The sequence below is a fragment of the Mesomycoplasma hyopneumoniae J genome, from assembly GCF_000008205.1.
In the GTDB taxonomy this organism is placed as follows: domain Bacteria; phylum Bacillota_I; class Bacilli_A; order Mycoplasmatales; family Metamycoplasmataceae; genus Mesomycoplasma; species Mesomycoplasma hyopneumoniae.
In genome coordinates this window covers 419,584-432,445 of sequence record NC_007295.1, presented here as the reverse complement: position 1 = coordinate 432,445, position 12,862 = coordinate 419,584, and the positions used below count along the sequence as shown (strand labels likewise).

Annotated in this window: 8 protein-coding genes and 1 pseudogene; 5 read left to right on the top strand and 4 right to left on the bottom strand. The window is 26.5% G+C overall.

Features of this window, described 5'->3' with window-relative positions; translation table 4 throughout:
* Position 1 precedes the first annotated feature (1 nt).
* The gene (locus MHJ_RS01915; RefSeq protein ID WP_011284126.1) at positions 2-748 is read left to right on the top strand and encodes an MIP/aquaporin family protein; all 747 of its coding nucleotides are present in this window, start codon (positions 2-4) and stop codon (positions 746-748) included.
* 376 nt (positions 749-1,124) lie between these two features.
* On the opposite strand, the gene MHJ_RS01910 is transcribed toward MHJ_RS01915, so the two are convergent.
* Positions 1,125-2,681 (bottom strand): APC family permease, encoded by a 1,557-nt coding sequence (locus tag MHJ_RS01910; RefSeq protein WP_011284125.1) that lies wholly within the window; start codon positions 2,679-2,681, stop codon positions 1,125-1,127.
* Between the two features lie 114 nt (positions 2,682-2,795).
* Between MHJ_RS01910 and MHJ_RS01900 the strand changes: the two are divergent.
* Both MHJ_RS01900 and MHJ_RS01895 read left to right on the top strand, forming a co-directional pair.
* Positions 2,796-4,354: pseudogene (locus MHJ_RS01900) on the top strand (Mhp366/Mhp367 family surface (lipo)protein).
* A 113-nt stretch (positions 4,355-4,467) separates the two neighbouring features.
* Entirely contained in the window at positions 4,468-6,114 is a 1,647-nt protein-coding gene (locus MHJ_RS01895; protein ID WP_044284646.1) for an Mhp366/Mhp367 family surface (lipo)protein, read from the top strand.
* Positions 6,115-6,168: 54 nt separating this feature from the next.
* Here MHJ_RS01895 and hinT read toward each other — a convergent pair whose 3' ends face one another.
* Genes hinT through MHJ_RS01880 form a run of 3 tightly spaced genes read right to left on the bottom strand, consistent with a single transcriptional unit; the run spans position 6,169 to position 10,252 of the window.
* Complete coding sequence (hinT, locus tag MHJ_RS01890) at positions 6,169-6,501, bottom strand: histidine triad protein HinT (protein WP_011206200.1); 333 nt, start codon at positions 6,499-6,501, stop codon at positions 6,169-6,171.
* Positions 6,502-6,532: 31 nt separating this feature from the next.
* Positions 6,533-8,131 (bottom strand): HinT-interacting membrane complex lipoprotein P60, encoded by a 1,599-nt coding sequence (locus MHJ_RS01885; RefSeq protein WP_011284121.1) that lies wholly within the window; start codon positions 8,129-8,131, stop codon positions 6,533-6,535.
* 15 nt (positions 8,132-8,146) lie between these two features.
* On the bottom strand, positions 8,147-10,252 hold the full coding sequence (locus MHJ_RS01880; RefSeq protein WP_044284645.1) for a HinT-interacting membrane complex protein P80: 2,106 nt from the start codon (positions 10,250-10,252) through the stop codon (positions 8,147-8,149).
* A gap of 159 nt (positions 10,253-10,411) precedes the next feature.
* Between MHJ_RS01880 and MHJ_RS01875 the strand changes: the two genes are divergently transcribed.
* Both MHJ_RS01875 and MHJ_RS01870 read left to right on the top strand, forming a co-directional pair.
* Positions 10,412-11,752, top strand: a complete 1,341-nt coding sequence (locus MHJ_RS01875; protein WP_011284119.1) for an HAD-IIB family hydrolase — start codon at positions 10,412-10,414, stop codon at positions 11,750-11,752.
* Between the two features lie 20 nt (positions 11,753-11,772).
* Entirely contained in the window at positions 11,773-12,744 is a 972-nt protein-coding gene (locus tag MHJ_RS01870) for a DnaD domain protein (protein WP_044284644.1), read from the top strand.
* The last annotated feature ends 118 nt before the right edge of the window (positions 12,745-12,862 follow it).

Here is a 12,862-nt window from a genome sequence, read left to right as displayed (position 1 = left end):
GATGAATAATCTCTTTTTTTTATCAGAATTTCTTGGGACTGCGATACTAATTTTACTCGGAAATGGCGTAAATTATAGTGTAAATGCGACTAAAATGTTTGCAAATCAATCTGGGAAATGAATTGTGATTGCACTAGGTTGAGCTCTTGGGGTACTTTTAGGAATAATTATTTCAAATGGAATTATCGAAAATGCGCCGGCTCATCTAAATCCGGCAGTTTCAATATTTTTTGGCATTATTTTTCAAAATAGCGAATTACTTGCGCTGATTCCTTTTCAGTTTTTAGGGGCAATTTTTGCTCAAGTTATTCTAAATTTTATCAACTGAAGTCATATAAAGGAAACAAAAGCAGAAATTATCGCTGCCTGCCATCATACTAGCCCTGCTTTTAAAAAATCATATATATCTAATTTTTTCTATGAATTTATCGGAACTACCGTTTTATTAGCAGCAATTTTTTTATTAAATAAAACTTTTTCAACAATGAAACCAGTAATTGTTGCACTAATTGTGCTCTCACTTGGACTTTCACTAGGATCTTCGACTGGATATGCAGTTAATCCCGCCCGTGATTTTGGCCCAAGATTAGTTTATTTTCTTTTTGCTAATCTAGTTTTAAAAAGAAGAAAGGAATTTGCTGCCATTAAAAATTGGCAAGAGATTTTTGGATTTTCTTATTCCTTAAATCCGATTATTGCTCCTAGTTTAGCAGGTCTAATTCTTGGATTAATTATTTATGCACTTTAGATAATTTTATCGACCATAAAACAAAAAAAGACTATAAATTTATAGTCTTTTTTTAAATTTTTAGTGATTTTATTTAGCTTATTAAAACCACAAAAAAGAAACTTTTTACTTAAAAAGTCCATTTTTGACTCCCTGTTAAAATTAAATTTTATAAATTATAAAAAAATTACCTAAAAATAGAATAAAAAGTTTTTTTTATAAAAATGAAATTATTAAAACCAACATAAATAAAAAATACTATAAATTAAAGGGTTTTTTAAAGTCTTACTAATAGAAAAATAAATATTAAAATAAAATTTTTGTTCTAATTCAATAAAAAAAGCACTAAATTAGCGCTTTTTTTATGTGATAATTTTATTTTATTAACAATTTAAGTTTATGTTCTAGTGGTTGTTTTGCTTTCTAAATTTTCAATTTCGCTAGCTTTAAAATAATCAAGTACATTAATTTTATCAACTATTTTTATTAATAAATAATTTATGAAAGGGAGGGTGCTAAAAACAAATAAATGAAAAATAAGAATTAAGAAATTTCCCTGATTTGTTAAAATAAGCCCATTAGCTGCAAAAACACCAGAACCTGAACTTGAATTTTTTTCATTTGTTACAGCATCAATTTGTGCATAAATATATGCAACCATAGCTGTAAGAATTAATATAGAAGAAATTATTGCAGCTGTTCAAAATAATGTTTTATTTATTTGCTTTGATGAATCCATAAGTTGTTTTCTTTTTCGTGCATAAGCAATAATAACAGCCATATAAACTCACATAAAAATTAATGTTGGAAAATTGGACATCGAATCAACAACAACATCAGTACCATAACCAGAACCAGAATTATTAGCAGATGGAAAAGGTACAGAAACTGAAGGGATATAAATAATTAAAGCCCAAAAAAATAAAATTATTGTAAGGTAACAAATCGTCACTTTTACTTGACTCATTTTCTTTTTAAGACTAAATGCGCCAACAATCGCATTTAATTTAACTAAATCAGTAACTGAATTTACATAGGTTGCACTAAGGGAATTTGTTACACCGTATGTAGAAATTAGTAGGAAAAATCCAACAAAAATACTAATTGATTTTGCAGAACTTTTTGGAAAAACATCACTAATCAAGCCACTAATTGTGCCCTGATTATGCAATGCAGATGATAAACCAATCAAAGTATAGACAACCGCAATAATTATCATCCCAACTATAATAATTATTGGAACTCTTTTATTTGCTTTTTCGATCCTATTATGAATTGAACCAACAGATAAAAATGAATCATATGCAAATAAAACTGGAGGCAAAGCAAGAATTAATTTTGCAAAATTAAAACTATTTGTAGCTGTTTGAACAAAGGCATTAGAACCGCCGGCATTATAAGTTTTTGGAAATAGAATTCCTGCAAAAACTGCAAATACTAAAGGAATAAATTTTAAAATTGTTGATGCAAGCGCAATTCATCCTGATGTTTTTATTGAAATATAATTAAGGCTAGTGAAAAAAATACAAAAAACTGTCCCAATTATTAGATGGCCTCAAACTGGAACATTAATATCAGCCCCTGCTGTTTGAAGAAAGAAAATTGTTATTTCAGAAGAAAAAAATCCTAAAACTATGCTTAGAATTCCTGAATAATAAAAGCTATAATTAAATAAAACACCATAACCCATTTTTTTACCAGCGGTTTGTCAGGTTCAATTTGGCAGCCCGTTGAGCTTTGTTGGTTTTAAAAAGCTAATTTCTGAAAAAGTAATTGCCGCAAAAAGTGAAATTATGCCACCGATGATTCAAGCAAAAAGTCAAGCATAACCATTATATCCTGTTATATCCGCAACACTTTGATTTTTAAAGAAAATCCCGATTCCAACAACCGAGCTTACTAACATTGACAGGGCTGCAAAAAAACCTAGCTTTCGCGAACTTTTAAGCGTCATATTTATCTCGTTTCTGTAAATTTAATTTTAATTATTAATAAAAAAATATTATAATATAAAATTAAAATAATATTTAAAAAATTTAAATTTTTTATTTTAAAGGGGTTCTAAAATATGAAAAAATCACTAAAATATTTGTTAATCTTAAGCACATTAAGTCCTTTTTTAGTTCTAAGTTGTAATGATAAAATTGATTCTAAAAAGAATATTACCAAAAAAACTGAAGAAAAACAGGAGGCAAATAGCTTAGACCAAGAAAAGAAAGAACAAGAAAATAAAATTTTACCTGAACTTGAAAAAAATCAAGAAAAAGAAAAATCTAGTCTTGATTTTTTTCAAATTAATCAAAATTCACTAAAAATTAATACTAATTCACTATCACAAACTAATCAAACTGATTTTAAAGAATTAGATCCAAGTCAGACTGATAAAAACTCCTTAGAGCCAATACCTCCAGTTTATAATAAATATCAGCTTAAAAATTGGGAAAATGTTATAAGAAAAGAAAATCAAACTACTTTTTTAGGTCAAGAAAGCGAAAATTTAAATATTTATTTACTAAAAAATACAGAACATATTTCAGTTAGCGATATTAGAGCCCAAAAAAATCCTTTTACGTATTTTAATTTATCTTGGGGGGGATAGAATCTAGATTATATAAACTCCCTTGATTTGGTTTTAGATCTGATTCACTTGAAGAGACAAAATACGCTGATATTTTCACAAGAAATATCCGTTTTGGCGCTGGAACAGCTGTATTTTTAAATGCTAATTCTGAAAAAGCAGCTTTTCTAACTAACAAACACGTTATTGGTGATTCAGTTCAAACTTTTTGAAAACTAATGAATAAAAAAGACCAAAATAACCAAATCAATCCTCGTTATCTAAAATTTATGCGATATTATGATGATTCTAAAATTAAAGAACTTGATAATCGCATTCTTTTTAAACTTTGAGAAATTAAATGATTTGATGATAAAAATTTTCCGTATAATCCCGCTTGAGGCAAAATTGACGAGTTGGATAGGTATATGGAAAATTTATATGATGATTATTTTGAAGAAAAGCATGATTTTAAAAATAATAATTTAGATATTGCAATTTTTTATTTTAATTATGCAAAATTCATTAAAGATATTGAAGATTTAATAAATCGGGTTAGGGCAAAAGGTCAAGAATTTGTAAATTCAATTGAATTACCTGCTAACGAAAAATTTGATAATTTTGTATCAAATTTTAATGAATTTAAAAAATATTGAAAAAAAATTTCAAAATTTGAACCTCTTAAAATTTCTGATAAAATATGAGAAGCTGATAATTTTGATTATACAACAAAAATAGGGATGTTTTGGGCACAAAATTTTGTGTCAAAAAATATTTTCAAAGGAGTTTATTTTTCTCCTGAGCCTCAAGATCAAGAAAATTCAAGTAACAATCCAAATGTAATTACACCAAAATTTTTTGCAGCCAACGGAATAGGAGCCTCAGGAAGTGGAATTTTTAACACTGATGGTTCGCTTGCATTTTTAAACAAAGCAATTTTAGGTGTAAGTAGTATCGGGCCTTATTTTTACGATCAATTCGGGCTAACTTCGCATATGTCATCTGCACTTACCCTAAGAACTAAGGATTATAATTTAGTTGATGAGATTTATAAGGCATATCTAAAATAAAAAATAAATTTACTTGTTTTTTGTTATAATTTTAATTATGTTTTTTAATTTAACAGAATTAAAATTTAAAAAGTAAAAATTGATAATTTTTTAATGTAAAAGCGAGAGTTATTATGAAAAAAATGGTAAAATATTTTCTAGTTTTAAGTTCTATAAGTCCTTTTTTAGTTCTAAGTTGTACTTATAAAATTGAATCTAGCAAAACTAAGAAAAAAATATTACCGGAAATAAGAAGTGAAGAAACTCCCGAAAAAAGTGAAGATAAATTAGATCCAACAAAAGAATCAAAAGTAAGTCCAGTTGAAGAAAATACCCAAAAAAAAGATGTAGTAAATAGCCAAAATAAAACAGAAAAAACAGAAAGAACGGAAAATAATCAAACCACTGATAGCAATTTTTGGTCCGAATCTACAAGTGATTTATCAGACCAAACTAGTTTTGATTTTGCTAAGGTAAATCCAAATTCAACAAAAATTAATGTTAATGAACTAACACAAGCCAGCGAAAGCGATTTTAGCAAAAATGAGGTAAAAAATATTGCTAAAACGCCAACTTATTATAAATATCAGCTTAAAAATTGGGAAAATGTTATAAAAAAAGAAAATGAAACTACTTTTTTAGGTCAGAAAAATGATAATTTAAATATTTTTCTAATAAAAAAAATGAATAATAATTTAGTCGATAATGTTAATGCAAAAGCAAATTATTATTCCTATTTTAACCCAAATAGACTAGGAAATTATTATATTCTACCTTACTTTGGATTTAAATCAGATAGTCTTGAAGAAAAAAGATATGCAAATATTTTTACTCGAAACATTCGGTTTGCCCCTGGAACTGCAGTTTTTTTAAACGCTAATTCCGGAAAAGCCGCTTTTTTAACTAACAGACACGTTTTATATCCTTACCATAACGGTGGCCCATTTTGAAAAGTAATGAATACCAAAATTACCGGTAATTCCCTTAATGCTAACTTACAAAAATTTTTACAATACTATGATGACTTTAAAATTAAAGAACTAGATAATCGGATTCTTTTTCGTCTTTGGGAAACAAAATGACTCAAAGATAATGGCAAAGAACTTTTCCCGGTTGATTGTCGAGAGTGTAAAATCAAAGAATTAACTGATTATATGCAAAATTTATATAACAACTTTTTTGAAGTTCCTAATTTTGATAATCAAGGTTTGGATGTTGCTGTTTTTTATTTTAATTATTCAAAATTTATTAGTGAAACTGAAAGTTTAATAAAATATTTTCAGACCAATCATCAAGATTTAATTAAGACAATTCATACCCTAGCAAATGGAAAATTTGAGAAATTTGTATCAAATTTTAATGAATTTAAAAAATATTGAGAAAAAATTTCAAAATTAAAACCAACTAAAATTTCTGAACAAAGTTGAGATGATCAAGACTTTGATTATACAACAAAAATTGGGATGTTTTGGGCTAATAATTTAATTTCAAAAAACGTTTTTAAAGGTGTTAATTTCCGCAGGAACCCACAAAACCCTAAACTAATTTCGGCAAACTTTTTTGCTTCTAATGGGCCAGGAGCCTCAGGTTCAGGTGTATTTAATGCCGATGGAACTTTAGCTTTTATAAATGGATCGATTTTAACAATAAATGGAAATGTTAGATCTCTCTTTTATGATCAATTTCGTTTAACCTCGCATATGTCTTCGGGAATTGCACTTAAGACAAATAGATATAATTTAGTTGATCAAATCAATAAAGTTTATTTAAAAAAGGAATAAAAAAAACAAAAATTCAAATTTTTTTGGTTTTTTTAAATTGTGATAATTAGCTAGTTAATCTTTTTTATAAAACGGAATAATATGGATGTGAGTATGAAAAATTGTTTGTTGTGCTTCTTTTTCGTTATTGATTAATAATTTAAAACTTATTGCATTTAATTTTTTTAGCTCAACAAGTGCTAATTCACGTGCTTTTTTGATTAAATAGGTAAAATCCTCATCGCTAATTGTAAATAAATTTCGTGAATAATTTTTTGGTACGACCAAAAAATGACCTGGTGAAACTGGAAATTTATCATAAAAAGCAATAACTTTTTCATCTTCATAAATTATTTTTGCTGGTAATTTTTTTGCAATTATATCTAGAAATAAAGTAGTATTTTCCATAATTTCCTGTCTAATTTAGTAAAATTTAGCGCTAATCTAGTTTGATAATCTCGTCTTTTGATTCAATTTTATAACCAAGTCCTTCAAAAAAGTTTTTTGCATCCCGATAAATTCCGGTCTCATCGGCTAAATATAAAGAATAAGCGAGTTTTATTTTTTGTTCTTGGGTATTTCAAGGTGTATTTTCAAGAGAAAAATAGGCTCGTTTTCCGTTTTCGCCTTGCACTATTTTATCATATAAAGGCGCTAATTTATTAACGTATTTAACCGAAATTTTTGAAAGATCTTTAAAAGTTGTTGGGATTCCTTGACTAAGTTTTGGAAGATCTTCACCTTGGGGTTTAATTTCAGGATAATAATATGCTTTTGTCTCATCCCAACTAACATCAACATTATAAAAATATTTTGCTGAACCAAGTTCGATCTCAACAATTACACTAACAAAAAAATTATTACCAGAACCTTCTCGAGAAGGGATAATTGCTTTAATTTTATATTTTGCCTCAGGAAGACTGTTATCATTTTTAATTTCAAAATCAGAAATTTGGACCTTATCTTTACCTGTTTTAAAGTCAAAATTTGGCCTTAGTTCTACTGGAAACATTTTCGCTTTATTAATTAGGCTAAAATTTCTAATTTGTTCAGAAGATCAAATTCGATTTGACTGTGGATCTAAAAAGCCGGATTTGACTTCGCCTTGCTTGCGTAAATCTTCAAATTGAAAGCTTAAATCTGCTAAATTTGCATCTTGACGATACAAAATCCCGGCATATCCAAGCATATTTGTTGTATCAAGACTATCATTTTTTGCTAATTTTTCAAAGTCTTTTTCTTTTCTTGTAAGTTTTGAAGTAATATTTTCGCTGCGTAAAAGGTTGTTAAATGAGTTTAGATCCTTAACTTTTAGTTGTGAAAAGGTTGAAATACTACTTTGATCACTTGATTCAAATTGTCAAATTTGAACCGGATTTTTCGTTAAAAGTAGGTGAATTAGGAAAAAATCAGGAGAATTTGGGTCTATATTTTCAAAAATTTCCTTTGTTGTAAAAGAGGCTGAAGCTGCAATTCCATCCTTATAAATTTGTGAATCTTTTATTAAATCAGGTCCAAGACTAACAAGATAATATTTTACTAAAAGCATCTTATTAACAATTTGGGAAATTCCAGTAGCAAAATTTTTATATAAAATAATAAAAGCCTGACTATCAAATAATTTATTATAACCTGCCTGGGCTGAAAGAATGGCAAAATCTGCGCTTGAAAGTGCGTTTTTTTCCTGGAGATCAGCGACTAATTTAAGTGAAAAAGTCGGATCAAGGCTAACCTGGTATTTTTGATAAAAATTAAAAGCTTCTTTTGTATTTTTATAAAATTCCGAATTTGTATTTTCAAATTCTAAAACAAGTTTTGGACTTGTTGTTTTGAAAACATTTTCTTGTAAAATGTTTTCAACAAAAGCATTCTCGATATAATTTTTTACAATTTCAGAACTAATTTTTTTATCTTCTTGTGCTTTTTCTGAAGTCTCAGTTATAACTCTGCAGCTACTAAGACTAAGAAAGGAAAAATTTAGTACTAGAAAAAATAGAGATGTATACCAGTTTTTTTTCTTTTTGAATCGAGTTTTCACAAATTATCCTTTCTTTTAATAGCTAAATTTAAACAAGCTTTCAAGCCGCTTAATTATCGCTTGACGAAGTTCAGTATTTGGATCTGATCTTAGCTCCCAACGCTCATTTTGATTATTATACCAAAAATCGGCATTTAAATCATTTAAAGTTGCATTTGAGATATAATCCTGAAGTTTTGCATTGATTTTTAAAACCTGATCAAGAATATAAAAATTTAAATAATTAGCTGCAGATTGTTTAATTGATTCTAAAAATTCAGTTTTATCTTGTTCTGATTGAGTTTTTTTTGCCTCGGAAAGCTTCTTTAGATATTCTAAATTGCGAATTAATAGCGCCTGAATGAAATCATTATTGGAAATATCAGCAAAAAGTTGGTCTAAATTAATTGTTGCATCCTGTTTGGGATCCACCTGATTATTTGCGCTTAATTGTAACTGTTTTTTAATAATTTCATTAAATTCTTCAAGACTTGCAATTTTATTATAAGCAAGCACTTTCATCCCACTTGAATCAAGGACAACATTTAAATTATCCCGTATTTTATAGACTAATTTGGTACGCGTATCATTTTGACTAGCCCCAAAAGTTTCTAAGAAAGCCTTGCCAGCTTCTTTTAGTTCGTTATCTGAAAGTCCCTGAATGAAGTTTTTTAGTCTTTCATTTAAGGATTTGATTTCAGTAATTGACTTTGAATTTAATAAACTAGGTTCAACTAACAAACTTGGACTATTTTTAAAAACTAAAAGTTTTAATTTTTCAAATAAAACTTTGCTAAAAAGATTATCAGTCTTCTCTGAATTTTCAAAATCGCCAAGGAAAGCAAAAACATAACCAGCCTCGTTATTATTAAGAATTTGATTAAGAGATGCAATTGGCTGTTTACCAAAAACAGCAGCATTTTCTTTGTTTTTTTGATAATCAATTGTTGAAAGCAGAATTTTGTCCTGATTATTTTGGCTACTATCTTCAGAATTTCCGCCTTGAAATTTCTCAATTAATTCAAGATTATTACTTACTTTTAGGGCAAGTTCGGTATTATCATCTGTTTTAAGAATTTTATAAGTTAATAATTCTTCAAGTGTTTGTTTTGATAGATCCCAAGGTGTTTTTGCGTCCTTATTATTTGGTTTTGCGTTAATGCTAATCTGGGAAATTTCAAAAAAATTGAAATTTCCTTTTAAAGGCGCTTTTTCATCAAAATAGATCTCATTAATAATTTTTTGGGGATTCATATACTCTTTTATATAAGAGTTGCTTAAAAAAGCAGTCACATTTTGCTCTTCAGTTTTATTATTTTGGTTATTTATAATATTTGGAATAAAGCCATTTATGCCGATTTCGATAATATCTTTAAATAATTTATCACCCTTTTTATAGACTATTTTGCCTTTTTCATCTTTGATATCATCATTTAATACCCGGTCCTGAATATCACTTTTGGTAAAATTTTTATTAAAACTAAGTTTAAATCGGCCAAAAGCAACATCACGAGCTTTTTCAATTGTAAGAGCATCAACTGCCTGATCAAAATTAATGGCATTATTAAAACGAGAATCTGAATTTAGATATTTGTTAAATTCAGATTCTCAATTATTAAAGCCGAAAGTTTTCTGGTATCTAGCTCTTTCATCTTGAAGATATTTTACTTGACTTTCACGGATTTCAGCAAATGATTCAAGAGCAAAATTACGGGAATTCCCGGTCGTTTTATCTGAATTAGAATTTTCTCAAGCTGCCTGGAAAACTTTGGATGCTTGATATTCTTGATTATAAAGAAATTCGATTAAATATTTCTGACCCTCTTCTAAATTTTCTTTTTGTTTTAAATGATTGGATCTAAAAACACTTAATAAGTCTTCAACTTTAAGGTTTTTATTACTTTTTGGCGATTTAAGAAGGATAATATCTAATTTTGGATCTCTTTTATATAAAAAATTTTTAGGAACATTTGAATAAACTAGCGGAATTCCAACACCTAAACCAATAACAGTTAGAAAACCTGCTACAGCAATAATTGAAATCCAAACTTTTTTGTTATTTTTTGGAGTTTTTTTTGGTTTTTCCTGGTTTATATTAGAATTTAAATTAGCAATTTTCTGAAATATATTTTGTTTCTTCATAAAAATAAAATCCTTAACTTGTAGCCTTAAAATTATATTATAATATATAGTTTTTTAAAACTTTTTAAGAAATCTAAACAAATAATTATTCAAATTAAGTAATAATTTTACCACTTTTTATTATAATTATAGTTAAAAATCTAAAAAATTGAGCTAAATATGTTCTATAAAATTTGTTTTTTTGATCTTGATGGCACACTTTTAGATATTGGCAGGGGTAGAAAAGCATGAATTTCAAAGAAAAATTCGGATGCTGTTAGAAAATTAGCAAATAAATGTATCATTGTAATTTCAACAGGAAGAAAATTTAATTCCAAAGTTGCCCTTATTGGTAGACAAATTAAGGCAAAATTTTATATTTGTCAAAATGGTGCTGAAATTTTTGATAAAAATTTTAGCACACTTTTTAAAACTGGAATTAAACAAGAAATTATTAGTAAAATTATTGAAATTACAAAAAGATTTAATTTTGTAATTTCATTTAACTCGAAAGTATTTTTTTTCAAAAATTTGTTTATAAAATTTTTGAACTTTTTTTTAAAAAGTTTCGATTTTAGACCATTTAGGCAAATTTTGGTCCCTGAAAATGTTAGAAAAATTTTGATTTTTTCGGTTAATATTTGAAAAATTAAGAAATTTGCTTACGTTTTAGAAAAAATATTTTCTGATAATCTTCAAATTTGCCTGATTAGAAAATTTAGAGTTATCGAAATTACGGATATTAGCGCTTCAAAAGGAAAAGCAGTCGAATTTATCACTAAATTTAGCAATATTTCTTTAGATTATGCCTTACATATTGGTGATTCCGAAAATGATATTTCAACAAAAAAAATTGTAAAAATGTTAATAATTATGCAATCAGGTGCAAAAAATGCTAAAAAAAATGCTGATTTTATCGGTTATAAACGAAAATTTGGGGTTGCAAAAGTAATTAATAATTTCATTCTAGAGCCAAAATCTGCGGCAATTGTTGGTAAATACGGCAGTGGGAAGACAACTTTTTTGAAGAAAGTTGAAAAATTTGGTTATTCTGTCTTATATACAGATGAATTTTTTCATAATTGTTATTTAGCTAGCGGAGAATGTTTTAAAATAATCAAGAAAATCAGACCAGATTTTATTAATGAAAATATCGTTAATAAGAATAAAATTCGTAATTTTATGTTAAAAAGTAAGCAAAATCGCGATCTGATCGAAAAATCAATATACCCTTTTTTAGAAAATCATTTAAGCAAAAATCATTATCATTTTGTTGAAATACCGAATTTATGAACAAAGAATGCAAATTTCGGCAAATTTTTTTCAAAGGTGGTTTGAATTAATACCAGTAAAAAACAACAACTTTTAAACATTAAAAGAAAAAAAGTCAAAAACGATATTAAATTAAAAAATCAGGCCCTAAACACGGGCAAAATTCAATTTTACGATGTCAAAATCTCCAATCGAAAATGGAAAAAACCGGGATTTTTCCTAAAATTTTTTTCTAAAATTTTTAAATAATAATAAAATTTGTAAATATTATGCATCCTTGTTTTGTAATTTCTAAATTTGATTTTAACAAAAATGATTTAAATAACTTGTTATACTTTTATTATCCGATTATTGGATCGCAATGCTCTACATTATTTCGATACCTTTTAAGTATTAAAAATGTTGATGAGACAGTGGATTATGAATTTTTAGAAAAAATTTTTGAAATTAATTTTGAAAATTTTAATAAAAATCGGGAAATTTTAGAATCACTAAATTTGATTGAAACATTTTATGATTCTGAACAAAAAAAATATTTTATTAATTTAAAGGCTCCATTGAATTCAAATCAAATCGATAAAAATCCATATCTTAAATCATTAATTGTTCAAAAAATAACATTATCCACATATACAAATTTAATTCAAAAATTTAAAAATACACAAAAAATTAGTAAAAATAAGCAAATTGATACATTAAATTTACGTAATCTTTCAAAAAAATTTTATGAACTCTTTGAGTTGAATAGCGAAAAAATTAATAATTTACTTACTTTTCCAGAAGATTTTGATAATGAAAAAGCAAAAAAAGGCTTGGATTTTGAGGACTATCATCTATATCTAGCAAAAAAAATAATACGACCACGGGTGCGAAATGCATTAAAAGCATACCAAAATGAAAGGAATTTTTCAAATTATGCAATTAACTGTGTAATTGATTATTGTTATAAAACTAATAATCAAATAATTTTTAATTATATGAAAAAAATTCTTGATGATTTATGAGATAATAAAATAATTAATGGGAAAGATGTTGAAATTGAATTAAAAGAAATTTTTAAACAGAAACAGAAAAATAGTCAAAAATTACTTATTTTGAAAAACAAAAATAATTTAGTTTACATCGAAGATGAAAAACAACTTGAAAAAAATAGTAAATTTTCAAATTTAGAAACAAAAAATAATTTAGGGGAAATTGACTGAATTGTTGATGAATTAAATTCAGGTGAAGGTTGACTCTAAAGAAAAAAATATTAAATTATCAAATTTGTATTAATTTAGTTTTTTATAAGGTAAATTTTTAATGCAATTATAGCGTATTTTTAACTAATAAAAAAACAATAATCTGAAAATTAAGAAA